The organism is Variovorax sp. VaC1 (assembly GCF_043658315.1).
Classification (GTDB): domain Bacteria; phylum Pseudomonadota; class Gammaproteobacteria; order Burkholderiales; family Burkholderiaceae_C; genus Variovorax.
The window spans coordinates 1-17,543 of the sequence record NZ_JBIGLT010000012.1 but is presented as its reverse complement, the minus strand read 5'-3'; the positions used below and the strand labels follow the sequence as shown (position 1 = coordinate 17,543).

Sequence of the window (17,543 nt, the reverse complement as noted above, 5' to 3'; positions counted from 1 at the left end):
AGATGGCGCCCCGTGCGGTGTCTGCGCCTGCCGTTTCACCCCAACCCGTGACACCTCCCATGGCCCCCGTGCGCCGCCGCGCGTTCGCGCCCCTCGAACCCATCAGCGCGCGTGCCCGCGTGGTGCTGGGGCTCGGCTTCTTCGTCCTGTTCGTGCTCGTGTGGGCGCTTGCCACGCTCGGCGGCTTCGTGTCGCCGACCTTCCTGGCGAGCCCGCCGACCATGGTCAAGGAGGGCTGGCTGCTCTTCACCGAGTACGGCTTCATCGGCGACATCGGCATGACCGTGTGGCGCGTGTTCGGCGGCTTCCTGCTGGCGGCCGTGTTCGCGGTGCCGCTGGGCATCGCGATGGGCACCTGGAAGACCGTCGAGGCTTTCTTCGAGCCCTTTGTCTCGTTCTGCCGCTACCTGCCGGCCTCGGCCTTCATTCCGTTGCTCATCCTGTGGGCGGGCCTGGGCGAAATGCAGAAGCTGCTGGTGATCTTCATCGGCTCGTTCTTCCAGATCGTGCTGATGGTGGCCGTCACCGTGGGCGGCGCGCGGCGCGACCTCGTCGAGGCGGCCTACACGCTGGGCGCCAACAGCCGCGGCATCGTTGCGCGGGTGCTCATTCCGGGCGCCGCGCCGGGCATCGCCGAAACGCTGCGCCTCGTGCTCGGCTGGGCATGGACCTACGTGATCGTGGCCGAGCTGATCGGCTCGTCCTCGGGCATCGGCCACATGATCACCGACAGCCAGGCGTTGCTGAACACTGGGCAGATCATCTTCGGGATCATCGTGATCGGCGTCATCGGGCTCCTGTCCGACTTCGCTTTCAAGGCAATGAACCGCCGTCTGTTTGCATGGGCCGCACTGTGAAGAACCAACTCTCCATCCAGGGCGTCTCGCGCGTCTTCACCGGCACCAAGGGCCAACGCACGCAAGCGCTGCTGCCCATCGACTTCGAGGTGAAGGAGAACGACTTCGTCACCATCCTCGGCCCCTCGGGCTGCGGCAAGTCGACGCTGCTGCGCATCGTGGCGGGGCTCGACTTTCCGACCACCGGCCAGGTGATGCTCGACGGCGAGCGCATCGAAGGCCCGGGCGCCGACCGCGGCGTGGTGTTCCAGAGCTACACGCTCTTTCCGTGGCTCACCGTGGCGCAGAACATCCGCTTCGGCCTGCGCGAGCGCGGCATGAGCGAAGCCGACCAGAAGGAGCGCAGCGAGTTCTTCATCGCCAAGGTCGGCCTGCGCGGCTTCGAGCACCACTTCCCCAAGCAACTCTCGGGCGGCATGCAGCAGCGCACGGCGATTGCTCGCGCGCTCGCCAACGACCCCAAGATGCTGCTGCTCGACGAGCCCTTCGGCGCGCTCGACAACCAGACCCGCGTGCTCATGCAGGAGCTGCTGCTCGGCATCTGGGAGTCGGCGCAGAAGACGGTGCTGTTCGTCACGCACGACATCGACGAGGCGATCTTCATGGCCAACCGCGTGGCGGTGTTCAGCGCGCGGCCGGGCCGCATCAAGACCGAGATCGCGGTCGACTTTCCGCATCCGCGCAGCTACACCATCAAGACCTCGCCGGAGTTCATGGAAATCAAGGCGCGCCTGACCGAAGAGATCCGCGCCGAGTCGATGGCCGCGGCGGAGCATTGACCGACAGCACGATGAAACGCGACCTGCCGACCCTCGCGCTCTACGCGCAAGTCAAGGATCACATCTCCCGCAAGATCCAGGACGGCACGTGGCCGCCCGGCCACCGCCTGCCTTCGGAGCATGAGCTGGTCGCGCAGTTCGGCATGGCGCGCATGACGGTGAACCGCGCGCTGCGCGAGCTAGTCGAGCAGGGCCGCATCGTGCGCGTGGCGGGTGTCGGCAGCTTCGTGGCCGAGAACAAGCCGCAGTCGACACTGCTGCAGATCGCCAACATCGCCAGCGAGATCCGCCAGCGCGGCCACGACTACCGCTGCGAAATGATCGAGGTCGAGCGCCTCGCGGCCTCGCCCGACGTGGCCGCATGGCTCGGCCTGCGCCCCGGCGACTCTGTGTTCCACAGCGCCTGCCTGCACTGGGAGAACGACACGCCCGTGCAGCTCGAAGAGCGCTACGTCAATCCGCAGGTCGTGCCCGACTACCTCGAGCAAGACTTCAACAGCACGCCGCCCAGCGAATACCTGCTGCGCAACGTGCCCTTCGACCAGATCGAACACGTCGTCGATGCCGTGCTGCCCAGCGCCGAACAGGCCGTCCGGCTCGCGATGACGCCCACCGACCCTTGCCTGCTGCTGACGCGCCGCACATGGATACGCACCACGCCCGTGACATGGGTGCGCTGCCTGCATCCCGCGTCGCGCTACAGCCTGGGCAGCCGCTTCCGAGCCGACGGCAACCCCAGCTCCGGCTAAAGCAATGAACTCTCCCCCAGTCTTCGCGCACTTCGTGTCGCTTCGCCAACCCCCTCACCGGGGGCAACACCGGCGGCCCGGCAAAGTCGGTTCCGCGGTGTTCCACGAAGGAACCTAGCTTTTTTAATCGTCGTTATCGACTTCGTTTTCTCTCGCAACCACTTGTATAGACAGGTTCACATGCCAATCCACAACACCGCTTCATCCGATGCCACCCTGACCCTCACGCCCGGCAAGGTCGACCTTGCGATGCTGCGACGCATCCAGGCCGGTGGCGTGCAACTCGCGCTCGACCCGTCGGTGCGTGCCGGCATGGCACAAGCCGAAGCAGCGGTGCGCCACATCGTCGAGAACGACCAGGTCGTCTATGGCATCAACACCGGCTTCGGCAAGCTCGCGAGCACGCGCATCGGCAACGACCACCTGGCCGAGCTGCAGCGCAACCTCGTGCTGTCGCACAGCGTGGGCACGGGCGAGCCGCTGGCCGCGCCGGTGGTGCGCATGGTCCTCGCGACCAAGGCCGTGAGCCTTGCGCGTGGCCACTCGGGCGTGCGGCCCGCGCTGGTCGATGCGCTGCTGGCGCTGTTCAACGCGGGCGTGACGCCCAGCATTCCGTGCAAGGGCTCGGTCGGCGCCTCGGGCGACCTCGCGCCGCTCGCGCACATGGCCTGCGTGCTGATCGGCGAAGGCGAAGCGATGCTGGCCGACGGCAAGAAGGTCAGCGGTGCCGAAGCGATGCGCAGCATCGGCCTCGAGCCTTTCGTGCTCGGCCCCAAGGAAGGCCTGGCGCTGCTCAACGGCACGCAGGTGTCGACCGCACTGGCGCTGGCCGGCCTGTTCGGCGCGGAAGACGTGTTCGCCGCCGCGCTGATGTCGGGCGCACTGTCGCTCGAAGCCATCCAGGGTTCGATCAAGCCCTTCGATGCGCGCATCCACGTCGCGCGCGGCCAGCCCGGCCAGATCGCGGTGGCAGGCGCGGTGCGCACGCTGCTCGAAGGCAGCGAGATCATTCCCTCGCACGCCGACTGCGGCCGCGTGCAGGACCCGTACTCGGTGCGCTGCATTCCGCAAGTGATGGGCGCCTGCCTCGACAACCTCGTGCATGCATCGCGCGTGCTGGTCATCGAAGCCAACGCAGCATCGGACAACCCGCTCGTGTTCTGCGACACCGGCGAAGTCATCTCGGGCGGCAACTTCCACGCCGAGCCCGTCGCCTTCGCGGCCGACATCATCGCGCTGGCCGTGAGCGAAGTCGGCGCCATCTCCGAGCGTCGCCTGGCCTTGCTGCTCGACAGCGGCCTCTCGGGCCTGCCGCCGTTCCTGGTGCGCGATGGCGGCCTCAACTCCGGCTTCATGATCGCGCAGGTCACGGCCGCCGCACTCGCGTCGGAGAACAAGTCGCTCGCGCATCCGGGCAGCGTCGACAGCCTGCCGACCTCGGCCAACCAGGAAGATCACGTGTCCATGGCCACCTTCGCGGCGCGCCGGCTCGGTGACATGGTCAACAACACCGCAGTGGTCGTCGGCATCGAAGCCATGGCCGCCGCACAAGGCATCGAGCTCAAGCGCAAGCTCAAGAGCTCGCCGCTGGTCGAAGCGGAATTCGCCAGCATCCGCCAGAAGGTCGCCTTCCTCGAACGCGACCGCTACCTCGCCCCCGACATCGAAGCCATGCGCCTGTGGGCGCTGAAGGCCGAGCTGCCGGCCGCGCTGCTCGACATCCTGCCCAGCCACTCGTAAAACACCACCCGACAGATCGACAGACAGATAGGAGAACCACGCCATGAACGCTCCCGACAAATTCGCCCTGAACAATCCCGCTGCGGCCGACCCGCGCCATGACCCGACGCGCGTGATCCGCGCCCCGCGCGGCAGCGAGCTCAACTGCAAGAGCTGGCTCACCGAAGCGCCGTTCCGCATGCTGCAGAACAACCTCGACGCCGAGGTGGCCGAGCGTCCGCAAGACCTCGTGGTGTACGGCGGCATTGGCCGCGCCGCGCGCAACTGGGCCTGCTACGACCAGATCCTCGCGTCGCTGAAGGAACTGAACGACGACGAGACGCTGCTGATTCAGTCGGGCAAGCCCGTCGGCGTGTTCAAGACGCACGAGAACGCGCCGCGCGTGCTGCTGGCCAACTCGAACCTCGTGCCGAAGTGGGCCAACTGGGAGCACTTCAACGAGCTCGACCGCCAGGGCCTCTTCATGTACGGCCAGATGACGGCGGGCAGCTGGATCTACATCGGCAGCCAGGGCATCGTGCAAGGCACCTTCGAGACCTTCGTCGAAGCCGGCCGCCAGCACTACAACAACAGCCTCGCGGGCAAGTGGATCCTGACGGCCGGCCTGGGCGGCATGGGCGGCGCGCAGCCGCTCGCGGCCACGCTGGCCGGTGCGGTGTCGCTCAACATCGAGTGCCAGCAGTCGAGCATCGACTTCCGTCTGCGCACCCGCTACGTCGACAAGCAGGCGCGCGACATCGACCACGCCTTCGAGCTCATCAAGCAGCATTGCGACGCGAAGGAAGCCGTGTCGATCGCGCTGCTCGGCAACGCGGCCGACATCCTTCCCGAGCTGGTGAAGCGCGCGAAGGCCGGCGGCCTCAAGCCCGACCTCGTGACCGACCAGACCTCCGCGCACGACCTCATCAACGGCTACCTGCCCTCGGGCTGGAGCGTGCCGCAGTGGCAGGCCGCAATGAAGGACGCGTCGCAGCACGACGCGCTCAAGAAGGCGGCCGCCAGGTCGTGCGCCGTGCACGTGCAGGCCATGCTCGACTTCCAGGCCATGGGCATCCCGACCGTCGACTACGGCAACAACATCCGGCAGGTCGCGTTCGACGAAGGCGTGAAGAACGCGTTCGACTTCCCCGGCTTCGTGCCCGCCTACATCCGCCCGCTGTTCTGCGAAGGCAAGGGCCCGTTCCGCTGGGTCGCGCTCTCGGGCGACCCGGAAGACATCTACAAGACCGACGCCAAGATCAAGGAACTGTTCCCCGAGAACAAGCACACGCACCGCTGGCTCGACATGGCGCGCGAGCGCATCAGCTTCCAGGGCCTGCCCGCGCGCATCTGCTGGCTGGGCCTGGGCGAGCGCCACATCGCCGGCCTGGCCTTCAACGAGATGGTGAAGAACGGTGAGCTGAAGGCGCCCATCGTCATCGGCCGCGACCACCTGGACACCGGCTCGGTCGCCAGCCCGAACCGCGAGACCGAAGCGATGAAGGACGGCACCGATGCCGTGTCCGACTGGCCGCTGCTCAACGCGCTGCTCAACACCGCGGGCGGTGCCACCTGGGTCAGCCTGCACCACGGCGGCGGCGTGGGCATGGGCTACTCGCAGCACTCGGGCGTGGTGATCGTGTGCGACGGCACCGACGCTGCGGCCAAGCGCATCGAGCGCGTGCTCTTCAACGACCCGGCCACCGGCGTGATGCGCCATGCGGACGCGGGCTACGACATCGCGGTGGCCACGGCGAAGAAGCAGGGCCTGAAGCTGCCGATGATCAAGTAGCCCGGCGAGTGAAGTAAAAAAGCGGGTCCCCGACACACCCCACAACAAGGAGACCCGACGATGACCTTCGATGCCCTCGACCTGCAGCGCCGCGTGCAGGAACGCGTGGACGACGCGCTGGTTGCGCAGTTCCAGCGCGACGGCGCGGTCTGCATCCGCCAGTTGCTCACGCCCGACGAACTGGCGCTGCTGCAGGGTGGCATCGAGGCCAACCTCGCGGCGCCCAGCCCGCGCGCCAAGGTGGCGAGCCGGCCCGACGACCCGGGCCGCTTCTTCGAGGACTTCTGCAACTGGCAGGAGATCGATGCCTTCCGCCGCTTCATCTTCGAGGCGCCGCTCGCGCAACTCGCACAGCGCCTCATGGGCTCGCAGACCGTGCGGCTGTACCACGACCACCTGCTCGTCAAAGAGCCCGGCACGCGGCAGCGCACGCCCTGGCACCAGGACCAGCCCTACTACAACATCGAAGGCGAGCAGAACGTCAGCATGTGGATTCCGGTCGATCCGGTGTCGCGCGCGGCCACGCTCGAATTCGTGGCCGGCTCCCACAAGGGGCCGTGGCTGATGCCGCGCACGTTCATGGACAACCACGCCAAGTGGTTCCCCGAAGGCAGCCTCGAAGACCTGCCCGACATCGAGGGTGCGCGCGAGCGCTTTCCCATCGTCGGCTGGAACATCGAGCCGGGCGATTTCGTCTGCTTCCACATGCTCACGCTGCATGCGGCCGCCGGCGTCGAGGGGCCGAACCGGCGCCGCGTGTTCTCGGTGCGCTTCCTGGGCGACGACATCCGCCACGCGCCGCGCAGCTGGAAAACCTCGCCCGATTTCCCCGGCCTGGCCGATTCGCTGCCAGCCGGCGCACCGATGGACGACGCACGCTTTCCGCTGCTGGTGGGCTGAACGCGGCCGGATGCAGGTAAGACGAAGGTAGAAAGAAAAAACGCCTCGATTCCCATCGAGTGGGAATCGAGGCTTGGAACTGGGAACGGCGCGCAAGATACTGCACGCCGGTTCTACTCCCGACATCTCGCGATTGCCTCCGATGACGCCCCCGACCGAGACCCCTGCCCACAACGACCGCGCCCTGCGCGTGCTGTCGGTGCTGGCACAAAGCAAGGTGGCGATGACGGCGGCCGACCTGGTGCAGGCCACCGGCCTGTCGCAGAGCACGCTGTACCGGCAGATCGCCATGCTGCGGCGCTGGGGCTTCGTGATGGAGTCGGACGGGCGCTACTCGCCGGGCCCGGTGAGCGTGCAGCTGGCAAGCGGCTTCGACGGCAACTCCGACCTCGTCATGGCCGCCCGCGCCGACATGCGCGCGCTGGTGCAGCAAAGCCATGAGAGCGTGGCGCTGGTCACGGCGGTGAACGACCGCGTGGTCTGCCTCGAAATGATCGACAGCGAACATTCGCTGCGCTGCTCGTTCGATCGGGGCCGCAGCGTGCCGGCCCGCGACGGTGCCAGCGCCAAGTGCCTGCTGGCGCACATGCCGCTGGACCAGCGCGATGCCTTGCTCGACGGGCTGGACGAGAGCCCGCAGCGCCGCGCCGAACGCGCCGCCGAACTCGATGCGATCCGCCAGGCCGGCCATGCCGTGACCCAGGGCGAGGTCGATGCCGGCGTGTGGGGCGCGAGCGCACCGGTGCTGGCTTCGGGCCGGCGGCTGCGCGGCGCGATCACGCTCATGGCGCCGCTCACGCGTGTCGAGGGCATGGAAGCTGCATTGCTGCACATGACCGTCGTCACGGCGGCGCGCATCTCGCGGGCGCTGCAGTAGCCCGTCGATCCTTCGTTTTTTCTTTCTTTCAAACCCACGAAAGCCTCTCGCCATGAACACACGCCGCACCCTCGTCGCCGCCGCACTGGCCGGCCTTGCACTCATCGGCTTCGCCGGCACGGCGCAAGCGCAAGGCGAGCCGCTGCGCGTCGCCACCGACGCCACCTTCCCGCCGATGGAGTTCGTGGAAAACGGCAAGCGCACCGGCTTCGACGTGGAGCTGGTCGAGGCCATCGGCAAGACGCTGGGCCGCAAGATCGAGTGGATCGACATCGACTTCAAGGGCCTCGTGCCGGGCCTCATTTCCAAGCGCTTCGACATGGCCGTCTCGGGCATCTACATCACCGACGAGCGCAAGAAGGTCGTCGACTTCACCGTGCCGTACTACGCGGGCGGCCTGGTCGTGATGGTGAAGGACGGCAACACCGCCATCAAGACGCCGGCCGACATCAACGGCAAGAAGGTCAGCGTGCAGGTGGGCACCAAGTCGGTGGCGTACACCAAGGAAAAATTCCCGCAGGTGCAGCTGATGGAAGTCGAGAAGAACCAGGAGATGTTCAACCTCGTGGACATCGGCCGTGCCGACGCCGCCGTCACCGGCAAGCCCGCCGCCTACCAGTACGTGCGCACGCGCGGCGGCCTGAAGGTGCTGCCTGAGCAGATCACCACCGAGGAATACGGCATGGCCATCCGCAAGGACACGCCGGAGCTGACCAAGGCCGTGAACGGCGCTATCGCCAAGCTCAAGGCCGACGGCACGTACGCGCAAATCGAGAAGAAGTGGTTCAGCGCCAACGCCAAGTAAGCGCGCTATGGACTTCGATTTCTCGCCAGTCTGGCAAGGCTGGCCCGACCTGTTGCGCGGTGCGCTCGTCACGGTGGAGATCACCGCCTGTGCGCTCGCGCTGGGCTGCGTGCTCGGCCTCATCGTGGGCATCGGCCGGCTGAACCCGAAGCGGCGCGGGGTCTATGGCATCTGCACCGCTTACGTGGCGGCCATTCGCGGCACGCCGTTGCTGGTGCAGCTGTTCATCTTGTTCTTCGGCCTGCCGTACTTCGGCATCGTGCTGCCGGCCTTCGTGTGCGGCGTGCTGGGGCTCGGCGTGTACTCGGGGGCCTATGTGTCGGAGATCGTGCGCGGCGCGATCCAGTCGATCGACAAGGGCCAGACGATGGCGGCGCAATCGCTCGGCATGACGCCCGACGTGGCCATGCGCCAGATCGTGCTGCCGCAGGCGGTGGTGCGCATGATTCCGCCGCTGGGCAACGAGTTCATCGCGCTCATCAAGAACTCGGCGCTGGTGTCGCTGCTGACCATCCACGACGTGATGCATGAAGGGCAGAAGATCATCAGCGTGTCGTACCGCTCGCTGGAGGTGTACCTGGCCATCGCGGCCGTGTACTTCGTGCTCACCGGAACGATGACGCTGGTGCTGCGGCACTTCGAACTGAAGCTGCGGCAAGGCGGGTTGATGCGATGAGCGTGTTTCGTTTTTCCCGTTCCACGCTGCCCGCCATGCCGTGGAAGAACGGCGGCGGCACCACGCAGGAAATCGCGAGCTGGCCGCAGGGCGCGGGGCTCGACAGCTTCGGCTGGCGCGTGAGCATCGCGACCATCGCGGCGGCCGGGCCGTTCTCGGTGTTCGCGGGCATCGACCGCAGCATCATGCTGCTGGAAGGCGATGGCGTGCGCCTCTTCACGCACGACGGGCACATCGCGCACCGGCTCGACGTGCCGCAACAGCCCTTCGCCTTCAGCGGCGACGACGCCATCGATTGCACGCTGCTCGGCGGCGCATCGAACGACTTCAACGTGATGACGCGGCGCGGACAGTGGCGCGCCGATGTGCGCGTGCTCGACCGCGCAACAGCCATCGAGCCCGCGCCGCACGGCGTGCTGCTCGCGCTGCGTGGCGAATGGCGCGTGAACGACGAGGCGCTTCGCGAAGGCGAGGGCATCTGCTGGGCCGATGCCGCACAGGCCTGGCAGGCCGCGCCGGCGTATGAAGACGCACGGCTGGTGGTGGTTCGTATCGTGCCGGCCTGACCGGCAGGAAGAGGAACAGATGATGAAACCCGCAAGTGAATTCCCCTCGGCCGACGGCCTCTGGACCGGCCTGCGCCTCGCGCCCGGTGCGGCGCCGGGCGTGGCATGGGCGGCAGATGCCGAAGCCGCCATCGTGGTCGCGCAGGGCGCGATCCGCTGGGTCGGCGCGCGCGATGCGCTGCCCGCCGAGTTCGCGGGGCTCGCATCGCACGATGGTGGCGGCGCGCTCGTCACGCCGGGCCTCGTCGATTGCCACACCCATCTGGTCTACGGTGGCCAGCGCGCCAACGAATTCGCGATGCGGCTCGCGGGCGCCACGTACGAAGAAGTGGCCAAGGCCGGTGGCGGCATCGTCTCGTCGGTGCGCGCCACGCGCGAGGCCGACGAAGACACGCTCTTCGCACAGGCCGCGCCACGGCTCGAACAGTTGCTGGCCGATGGCGTCTGCGCCATCGAGATCAAGTCGGGCTACGGCCTGTCGCTGGAGCATGAGCGCAAGCAATTGCGCGTGGCGCGGCGCCTGGGCGAAGCCTACGGCGTGACCGTGCGCACCACCTTCCTCGGCGCGCATGCGCTGCCGCCCGAATACGCGAACCGCAGCGGCGACTACATCGACCTCGTGTGCCGCGAGATGCTGCCCGCGCTCGCGGCCGAAGGGCTGGTCGATGCGGTCGATGTGTTTTGCGAGCGCATCGCCTTCTCGCTCGCCGAAACCGAGCAGGTCTTCCAGGCGGCGAAGGCGCTGGGCCTGCCGGTCAAGCTGCATGCCGAGCAACTGTCGGACATGGGCGGCGCCGCGCTGGCCGCACGCTACGGCGCGCTCTCGTGCGACCACATCGAGCACCTGTCGGCCGAGGGCATCGAGGCCATGCGCCAGTCGGGCACCGTGGCCGTGCTGCTGCCCGGCGCGTACTACACGCTGCGCGACACGCACCTGCCGCCCATCGCCGCGCTGCGCGCCGCGGGCGTGCCGATGGCGGTGTCGACCGACCACAACCCCGGTACCTCGCCGGCGCTGAGCCTTCTGCTGATGGTCAACATGGCCTGCACGCTGTTTCGCCTGACGGTGCCCGAGGCGCTGGCCGGCGTGACCGTGCATGCGGCGCGCGCGCTGGGCCTGCAGGACACGCACGGCGCCATCGCGCCCGGCATGCCCGCCAACTTCGTGCTGTGGAACGCGCGCGAAGCGGCCGAGCTCGCCTACTGGTTCGGTCAGAAGCCCGCGCGCACCGTCGTGCGGCAAGGTCTTGTCACCATGGAGAACGCTGCATGACGCGCACGCTTTTCGCAGCCGACGCGCTGCTGCCCGCGGGCTGGACGAAGAACGTCCTGCTGTCGTGGAACGATGCCGGCCAGCTCACGCAGGTCCAGCCCGCCGCGCAACCGCCCGCGGGTGCGAAGGTGGCAAGCGGCCCGGTGATTCCCGGCATGCCCAACCTGCATTCGCACGCCTTCCAGCGCGCCTTCGCGGGCCTCACCGAGCACCGCGCCGAGCAGCACGACAGCTTCTGGAGCTGGCGCACGCTGATGTACCGCTTTGCCGCGCGCCTCGGGCCGCAGCACATGGAAGCCATCGCGACCTGGCTCTATGCCGAGATGCTCGAAGCCGGCTACACGAGCGTGTGCGAGTTCCAGTACGTGCACCACGATGCCGACGGCCGCCCCTATGCCGACGACGCGACCCTGAGCCTTGCGCTGCTGCGCGCGGCGCGGAAGGTTGGCATCGGCTTCACGCTGCTGCCGGTGCTCTACCAGACCGGCGGCTTCGGCGACGTGCCGCCCACGGAAGGGCAGCGCCGCTTCATCCGCTCGACCGACTCGATGCTGCGCCTGCTCGACGCACTGAAGCCGGTGTGCGACGAGCAGGGCGCGCGGCTCGGCATGGCACCGCATTCGCTGCGCGCCGTGCCGCCCGAAGCGCTGCGCGATGCCATCGCGGGGCTCGAAGCCATCGACCGCACCGCGCCCATCCACATCCACATCGCCGAGCAGACGAAGGAAGTGGACGACTGCGTGGAGTGGAGCGGATTGCGCCCCGTCGAATGGCTGCTCGATCACGCGCCGGTCGATGCGCGCTGGTGCCTCGTGCATGCCACGCACATGAATGCCGCCGAGTACGAGTACGCCGCCAAGAGCGGCGCGGTCGCGGGCCTCTGCCCGACGACCGAGGCCAACCTGGGCGACGGCATCTTCGACTTTCCCCAATGGCGCAGCCATGGCGGCGCATGGGGCGTGGGCTCCGACAGCCATGCCAGCGTCAACGCGGCCGAAGAACTGCTGATGCTCGAATACGGCCAGCGCCTGGCCCGGCGGCAGCGCAACGTCGGCGCCAGCGCGGCGCAGCCGCATGTCACGACGGCGTTCACGCTCGAAGCGGTGCAGGGCGGCGCGCAGGCCTCGGGCCGCGCCGTCGGCGGGCTGGCCGTGGGGCAGCAGGCCGACTTCGTCGTGCTCGATGCCGCGCACCTCGCGCTGCAGGGCCTGTCGGCGCCCGATATGCTTTCGGCCCACGTTTTCGCGAGCCATCGCACCTCCGCCATCGACAGCGTCTGGGCCGCAGGCCGTGCGCGCGTCGTGGCCGGACGCCACACGCTGCATGACGACGCCGCGGCCGCCTTCGTGGCCGCGCGCACCCAACTCCTCAAGGACTGAATTTCCATGGCCTTCACCACCACCGAACCGGCATTCCGCTTTCGCCAGGGCACGCGCCCGCTGCTGATCTCGATGCCGCACGTCGGCACGCACGTGCCGCCCGCGCTGGCCGCCCGCTTCACTGACGAGGCGCGCCACGTGCCCGACACCGACTGGCACCTCGAGCGGCTCTACGACTTCGCCGATGCGCTCGGCGCCTCGGTGCTGGTGGCCACGCACTCGCGCTACGTGGTCGATCTGAACCGCCCGCCGGACGGTGCAAGCCTCTACCCGGGCCAGAGCGTGACCGGCCTGTGCCCGGTCGACACCTTCGACGACACGCCGATCTACGCGAACGCGGCCGACGTGCCGGGCGATGAGGAAATCGCTGCGCGCCGCGATGCGATCTGGGTGCCGTACCACCGCCAACTGCAGGCCGAGCTCGACCGCCTGAAGGCCGCGCACGGCACCATCGCACTGTGGGATGCGCACTCGATCCGCTCGGTGCTGCCGCGCTTCTTCGAGGGCAAGCTGCCCGACCTGAACCTGGGCACCGGCAAGGGCATCAGCTGCGATCCGGCGCTGGCCGAAACGCTGCTGGGCATCGCGAAGTCGGCCACCGGCTACACCGGCGTGCTCAACGGCCGCTTCACCGGCGGCCACATCACGCGCCAGTACGGCAACCCGGCTGGCGGCGTGCACGCGGTGCAGTTGGAGATGACGCAGTCCAGCTACATGCAGGAGGCGCTGCCCTTCGACTACCTGCCGGCCGTGGCCGCCGGCGTGCAGCCGCATGTGCGGCGCATGCTGGAAGCGGTGCTCGACTTCGTCGAAAGCCGTCGCCAGTGAGCCATGAGGGCTTTCTCGCCGCCCTCGGCGAGGCCCTGGGCACCGGCCAGGTGCTGACCGGCGAAGCCATTGCCGAACGCCACCGCAGCGACTGGAGCGGCCTGCCGCCGGTGCTGCCGCTGGCGCTGGTGCGGCCGCGCGACACGCAGGAGGTGTCGGCGGTGCTGCGCCTGTGCGCCGAGCACCGCGTGCCGGTGGTGCCGCAGGGCGGACTCACCGGGCTGGCCGGCGCGGCGGTGCCGAGCGCGGATGCGATCGCGCTGTCGCTCGAGCGCATGAACGCCATCGAATCGGTCGATGCCGCCGCCGGCACGCTGACCGTGCAGGCCGGCGCCACCTTGCAGGCGGTGCAAGAGGCGGCGGCCGCGCAGGGCCTGCTGTTCGGTGTGGACTTCGGCGCGCGCGGCTCGTGCCAGATCGGCGGCGCGCTTTCCACCAACGCGGGCGGCAACGGCGTGCTGCAGTTCGGGATGATGCGCGAGCAGGCGCTGGGCCTGGAGGTGGTGCTGGCCGATGGCCGTGTGCTGCCGATGCTGCGGCCCATGCTCAAGAACAACACGGGCTACGACCTCAAGCAGTTCTTCATCGGTGCCGAGGGCACGCTGGGCGTGATCACGCGCGCGCTGCTGCGGCTGCATCCGGCACCGCGCGCCAAGGCCACTGCGCTGGTCGCGTTGCCGGACTTCGAGTCCGCGCTGGTGCTGCTGCGCCAACTCGGCGCGCGCTTTCCGGGCGCGCTGGCGGCCTTCGAGCTGATGTGGCGCGACTTCGTGCAGACCTCGCTGCGTTGGCAGCAACTGCGCGAGCCCTTCGATGCGGCGTATCCGCTGCAGGCGCTGGTCGACGTGGCCGGCGAAGACGAAGCCGCGCTGCGCGATGCGCTCGAAGCGGCGCTGGCCGACGCGATGGACGAAGGCACGGTGGCCGACGCCGCCATCGCCCAGTCGGAGGCGCAGGCGCGCGCCTTCTGGAAGATCCGCGAGGCCACCGCCGAACTGCCGGTGCACATGCATCCGCCGATCAACCTCGACGTGAGCTTGCCGATGGCCTCCATCGGCCGCTTCGCCGACGACTGCCGCGCGGCGCTCGATGCGCGCTGGCCCGGGCACCACTCGCTGTTCTTCGGCCATGTCGGCGACAGCAACCTGCACATCACGACCGACGGCCAGGCCATCGGCGGCGAGGCCGAGGCTTTCGAGCGCATGGTCTATGCGCAGGTCGAAGCCTGCGGCGGCAGCATCTCGGCCGAGCACGGCATCGGCCTGCACAAGAAGCCCTACCTGGGCGCCAGCCGCAGCGCCGACGAACTGGCCGCGATGCGCGCCATCAAGCAGGCGCTCGACCCTCTTCAACTGCTCAACCCCGGCAAGGTATTCGACCTGTGAACACAAGCACCATCCATGCACTCGCGCGTCCCGAAGTGATGCCGCTTCCGGCCTACAACGCGGGCCTGTCCTCGGACGCCGTGCGTGCGCGCTACGGCGTCACCGAGATCGCGCGGCTCGCGAGCAACGAGAACCCGTACGGCTCCAGCCCGGCGGTGGCGCGCGCGCTGGTCGACCTGGCGGCGCGCGCGGGCACCTACCCCGACGCCAACTGCACGGCACTGCGCGCGGCCATTGCCGGACGCACCGGCGCCCGGCCCGCCGAGGTGGTGATCGGCAACGGCTCCGAAGACATCCTCCAGATGCTGTGCCAGGCGCTGCTGTCGCCGGGCGACCGGGTGCTGACGCAGCGCCCGGCCTTCGGCCTGCACGAGATCTACCCGCGCATGATGGGCGCGCACGTCGAGCTGCTGGCGCTCACGCCGGAACTCGGCTTCGACGTCGATGCCTGGTGCGCGGCGCTCGCGCGCGGGCCCAAGGTGGTGATGCTGGCCAACCCCTCGAACCCGGTCGGCTGCATGTTCGATGCCGGCGACTTCGCGCGCCTGCTCGCAGCGGTACCCGCCGGCACCTTGCTGGTGGTGGACGAGGCCTACTACGAATACGCGCGGCTGGCGCCCGGCTACCCCGACGTGCTCGCCATGCTGCGCGCACGGCAGGCTGCCGACGAAGGCCGCTCCCCGTGGATCGTGCTGCGCACCTTCTCCAAGGCCTGGGGCCTGGCGGGCCTGCGCGTGGGCTACGGCATCGCGTCCGACGAGGCACTGGTGCAACTGCTCGACCGCGTGCGCACGCCCTTCAACGTGAACCTGGCGGCGCAGGCCGCGGCGCTCGCAGCCTGGGGCGACGAGACCTTCATGGCGCAGGCCGTGGCGCGCACCGTGCAGCAGCGCGAGGTGCTGGCGGCGCAGCTTCGCGCCCTGGCCGCATCCGTCCTGCCGGGCCTGCGCGTGGCGCCTTCGGCGGCGAACTTCCTGTTCGTCGATCTCGCACGGCCGAACGGGCCGGTCAACGAGGCGCTGCTGGCGCGCGGGATCATCGTCAAGCCCTGGAAGGAGCCGGGCTTCGAGACCTTCATTCGCGTGTCGGTGGGCACCGACGAGGACAACGCGCGCTTCGTGCAGGCACTGGCGGAGATCGCGGGCGGCCAGGGCTGACGCCGCGCCGGCGCCGGCAAGACCCGCCTGCGCGCCGGGCCAGACCGGGGTTTTTACAATCGCGGACATGACCAAGCCCCTTATCTATACCCGCGGCCAGTCGCTGCCGGGCATCCTCGCCAAGCGCATCGCCATCCTCGATGGCGCGATGGGCACGATGATCCAGCGCTTCAAGCTCACCGAAGAGCAGTACCGCGGCGAGCGCTTCAAGGACTTCGAGCGCGACGTGAAGGGCAACAACGAGCTGCTGTCGCTGACCCGGCCCGACGTGATTTCGGACATCCACGAGGGCTACCTCGCGGCCGGCGCCGACCTGATCGAGACCAACACCTTCGGCGCGACCACCATCGCGCAGGAGGACTACAAGATGGCGCACCTGGCGCGCGAGATGAACCTCGAATCCGCGAAGCTCGCGCGCGCGGCCTGCGACAAGTTCAGCACGCCCGACAAGCCGCGCTTCGTGGCCGGCGCCCTCGGCCCGACGCCCAAGACCGCGAGCATCAGCCCCGACGTGAACGACCCGGGCGCGCGCAATGTCGATTTCGAACAGCTGCGCGCGGCCTACTACGAGCAGATCGAAGCGCTGGTCGAGGGCGGCGCCGACGTGATCCTGGTCGAGACCATCTTCGACACGCTCAATGCCAAGGCCGCGCTGTTCGCGGTGGACGAGTACTTCGACAACAGCGGCCAGCGCCTGCCGCTGATCATCAGCGGCACCGTGACCGACGCCTCGGGCCGCATCCTGAGCGGCCAGACCGTCACCGCGTTCTGGCACAGCGTGCGCCATGCGCAGCCGCTGGCCATCGGCCTGAACTGCGCGCTGGGTGCCGCGCTGATGCGCCCCTACATCCAGGAGCTGGCGCGCGTGGCGGGCGACACCTTCATCAGCTGCTACCCGAACGCGGGCCTGCCCAATCCGATGAGCGACACGGGCTTCGACGAGACGCCCGACGTCACCTCGCGCCTTTTGCACGAGTTCGCGGCCGAAGGGCTGGTGAACATCGTGGGCGGCTGCTGCGGCACCACGCCGGACCACATCGCGGCGATCGGCAAGGCTGTTGCACCGGTCGCGGGCCGGGCGCTGGGCAGCAACAACGCGGGCTTCTACCGCGAAGCCGCGTAGCTGAGCTCGCCCCCAGGCTGCGCGCACTTCGTGTCGCTACGCCAACCCCCTACCGGGGGCAACACCTGAGGCCCGGCGGAGCCGGTTCCTCGGTGTTTCACGAAGGGGGAGGGGCTGCCTGTCGGTAAAGCAGGGCGGGCGGGTTGACGGCTGATTGACAGGCTCTTGGCACGCGGCCTACGCTGGCCCGAACAGGAGTCAGCCATGAACCCCTCATTCGCTTCGCGCTGGGTCGGCATCGGTGCGCTCGCCTTGGTCCTGCCGCTTGCGGCCTCGGCGCAGCAGGCGTTCACGCGTGGCGCGGTCAATCTGCGGGCGGGGCCGTCTGGCGACTACCCGCTGGTCGCGCGGCTCGGGCCGGGTCAGCCGCTGGAGGTGGTCGGCTGCGTCAACGGCTACAGCTGGTGCGATGTGGTGCTGCCCGACGGCGGGCGCGGCTGGGTCTGGGCAAGAAACCTCGACTACGCCTACCAGGAGCAGCGCGTGCCGCTGGCCGCCTACGGCGCGGTGATCGGCGTGCCCATCGTCAGCTTCGTGATCGGCAGCTACTGGGCCGACTACTACCGCGACCGGCCCTGGTACGGCGACCGGCGCTGGTGGGGCAACCGCCCGCCACCGCCGATCGCGGGCTGGCGTCCGCCGCCGCCCGTGCGGCCGGGGTGGCAGCCCCGGCCGTGG

Annotated in this window: 17 protein-coding genes; all 17 read left to right on the top strand. The window is 68.9% G+C overall.

Going from position 1 to position 17,543, the window contains the following annotated elements; all coding sequences use genetic code 11:
* The first annotated feature begins 2 nt into the window (after window positions 1–2).
* Entirely contained in the window at window positions 3–857 is an 855-nt protein-coding gene (locus ACGLHS_RS32085; RefSeq protein ID WP_394486042.1) for an ABC transporter permease, read from the top strand.
* Window positions 842–1,636 (top strand): ABC transporter ATP-binding protein, encoded by a 795-nt coding sequence (locus ACGLHS_RS32080; RefSeq protein ID WP_093247149.1) that lies wholly within the window; start codon window positions 842–844, stop codon window positions 1,634–1,636. Before ACGLHS_RS32085 ends, ACGLHS_RS32080 begins: the two co-directional genes overlap by 16 nt.
* A gap of 11 nt (window positions 1,637–1,647) precedes the next feature.
* On the top strand, window positions 1,648–2,385 hold the full coding sequence (gene hutC, locus ACGLHS_RS32075) for a histidine utilization repressor (protein WP_093247165.1): 738 nt from the start codon (window positions 1,648–1,650) through the stop codon (window positions 2,383–2,385).
* A 180-nt stretch (window positions 2,386–2,565) separates the two neighbouring features.
* Window positions 2,566–4,125: a histidine ammonia-lyase gene (gene hutH, locus ACGLHS_RS32070; RefSeq protein WP_394486020.1), complete on the top strand. Its 1,560-nt coding sequence runs from the start codon at window positions 2,566–2,568 to the stop codon at window positions 4,123–4,125.
* Between the two features lie 43 nt (window positions 4,126–4,168).
* Complete coding sequence (hutU, locus tag ACGLHS_RS32065; RefSeq protein ID WP_394486018.1) at window positions 4,169–5,896, top strand: urocanate hydratase; 1,728 nt, start codon at window positions 4,169–4,171, stop codon at window positions 5,894–5,896.
* 60 nt (window positions 5,897–5,956) lie between these two features.
* Window positions 5,957–6,796, top strand: a complete 840-nt coding sequence (locus tag ACGLHS_RS32060; RefSeq protein ID WP_093247146.1) for a phytanoyl-CoA dioxygenase family protein — start codon at window positions 5,957–5,959, stop codon at window positions 6,794–6,796.
* Window positions 6,797–6,938: 142 nt separating this feature from the next.
* Window positions 6,939–7,673 carry an IclR family transcriptional regulator gene (locus ACGLHS_RS32055; protein WP_394486015.1) on the top strand — a complete coding sequence of 245 codons (735 nt, stop codon included), beginning with the start codon at window positions 6,939–6,941 and terminating at the stop codon, window positions 7,671–7,673.
* A 52-nt stretch (window positions 7,674–7,725) separates the two neighbouring features.
* Window positions 7,726–8,478, top strand: a complete 753-nt coding sequence (locus ACGLHS_RS32050; protein WP_394486012.1) for a transporter substrate-binding domain-containing protein — start codon at window positions 7,726–7,728, stop codon at window positions 8,476–8,478.
* A gap of 7 nt (window positions 8,479–8,485) precedes the next feature.
* Window positions 8,486–9,154 carry an amino acid ABC transporter permease gene (locus ACGLHS_RS32045; protein ID WP_093247143.1) on the top strand — a complete coding sequence of 223 codons (669 nt, stop codon included), beginning with the start codon at window positions 8,486–8,488 and terminating at the stop codon, window positions 9,152–9,154.
* Window positions 9,151–9,720 carry a HutD family protein gene (locus ACGLHS_RS32040; protein WP_394486008.1) on the top strand — a complete coding sequence of 190 codons (570 nt, stop codon included), beginning with the start codon at window positions 9,151–9,153 and terminating at the stop codon, window positions 9,718–9,720. The genes ACGLHS_RS32045 and ACGLHS_RS32040 overlap by 4 nt, the downstream gene beginning before the upstream one ends.
* A gap of 22 nt (window positions 9,721–9,742) precedes the next feature.
* On the top strand, window positions 9,743–10,993 hold the full coding sequence (hutI, locus tag ACGLHS_RS32035; protein ID WP_394486006.1) for an imidazolonepropionase: 1,251 nt from the start codon (window positions 9,743–9,745) through the stop codon (window positions 10,991–10,993).
* Window positions 10,990–12,372, top strand: a complete 1,383-nt coding sequence (locus tag ACGLHS_RS32030; protein WP_394486004.1) for a formimidoylglutamate deiminase — start codon at window positions 10,990–10,992, stop codon at window positions 12,370–12,372. Before hutI ends, ACGLHS_RS32030 begins: the two co-directional genes overlap by 4 nt.
* 6 nt (window positions 12,373–12,378) lie before the next feature.
* Window positions 12,379–13,200 (top strand): N-formylglutamate deformylase, encoded by an 822-nt coding sequence (gene hutG / locus ACGLHS_RS32025; protein ID WP_394486002.1) that lies wholly within the window; start codon window positions 12,379–12,381, stop codon window positions 13,198–13,200.
* Window positions 13,197–14,585, top strand: coding sequence for an FAD-binding oxidoreductase (locus ACGLHS_RS32020; protein ID WP_394485999.1), 1,389 nt, complete (start codon window positions 13,197–13,199; stop codon window positions 14,583–14,585). Before hutG ends, ACGLHS_RS32020 begins: the two co-directional genes overlap by 4 nt.
* The gene (locus ACGLHS_RS32015; protein ID WP_394485997.1) at window positions 14,582–15,742 is read left to right on the top strand and encodes a histidinol-phosphate transaminase; all 1,161 of its coding nucleotides are present in this window, start codon (window positions 14,582–14,584) and stop codon (window positions 15,740–15,742) included. The genes ACGLHS_RS32020 and ACGLHS_RS32015 overlap by 4 nt, the downstream gene beginning before the upstream one ends.
* Before the next feature lie 67 nt (window positions 15,743–15,809).
* Window positions 15,810–16,865: a homocysteine S-methyltransferase family protein gene (locus ACGLHS_RS32010; RefSeq protein WP_394485995.1), complete on the top strand. Its 1,056-nt coding sequence runs from the start codon at window positions 15,810–15,812 to the stop codon at window positions 16,863–16,865.
* A 204-nt stretch (window positions 16,866–17,069) separates the two neighbouring features.
* The coding region (locus ACGLHS_RS32005) for an SH3 domain-containing protein (RefSeq protein ID WP_394485993.1) at window positions 17,070–17,543 on the top strand (474 nt) is incomplete at its 3' end.

Excerpts from the sequence above, each read along its gene's own strand:
- hutC (WP_093247165.1), top strand. The coding sequence starts at position 1,648 with ATGAAACGCGACCTGCCGACCCTCGCGCTCTACGCGCAAGTCAAGGAT.
- hutI (WP_394486006.1), top strand. The coding sequence starts at position 9,743 with ATGAAACCCGCAAGTGAATTCCCCTCGGCCGACGGCCTCTGGACCGGC.
- ACGLHS_RS32050 (WP_394486012.1), top strand. The coding sequence starts at position 7,726 with ATGAACACACGCCGCACCCTCGTCGCCGCCGCACTGGCCGGCCTTGCA.
- ACGLHS_RS32080 (WP_093247149.1), top strand. The coding sequence starts at position 842 with ATGGGCCGCACTGTGAAGAACCAACTCTCCATCCAGGGCGTCTCGCGC.
- ACGLHS_RS32085 (WP_394486042.1), top strand. The coding sequence starts at position 3 with ATGGCGCCCCGTGCGGTGTCTGCGCCTGCCGTTTCACCCCAACCCGTG.
- ACGLHS_RS32045 (WP_093247143.1), top strand. The coding sequence starts at position 8,486 with ATGGACTTCGATTTCTCGCCAGTCTGGCAAGGCTGGCCCGACCTGTTG.
- hutH (WP_394486020.1), top strand. The coding sequence starts at position 2,566 with ATGCCAATCCACAACACCGCTTCATCCGATGCCACCCTGACCCTCACG.
- ACGLHS_RS32060 (WP_093247146.1), top strand. The coding sequence starts at position 5,957 with ATGACCTTCGATGCCCTCGACCTGCAGCGCCGCGTGCAGGAACGCGTG.
- ACGLHS_RS32055 (WP_394486015.1), top strand. The coding sequence starts at position 6,939 with ATGACGCCCCCGACCGAGACCCCTGCCCACAACGACCGCGCCCTGCGC.
- hutU (WP_394486018.1), top strand. The coding sequence starts at position 4,169 with ATGAACGCTCCCGACAAATTCGCCCTGAACAATCCCGCTGCGGCCGAC.
- ACGLHS_RS32040 (WP_394486008.1), top strand. The coding sequence starts at position 9,151 with ATGAGCGTGTTTCGTTTTTCCCGTTCCACGCTGCCCGCCATGCCGTGG.
- ACGLHS_RS32030 (WP_394486004.1), top strand. The coding sequence starts at position 10,990 with ATGACGCGCACGCTTTTCGCAGCCGACGCGCTGCTGCCCGCGGGCTGG.
- hutG (WP_394486002.1), top strand. The coding sequence starts at position 12,379 with ATGGCCTTCACCACCACCGAACCGGCATTCCGCTTTCGCCAGGGCACG.
- ACGLHS_RS32010 (WP_394485995.1), top strand. The coding sequence starts at position 15,810 with ATGACCAAGCCCCTTATCTATACCCGCGGCCAGTCGCTGCCGGGCATC.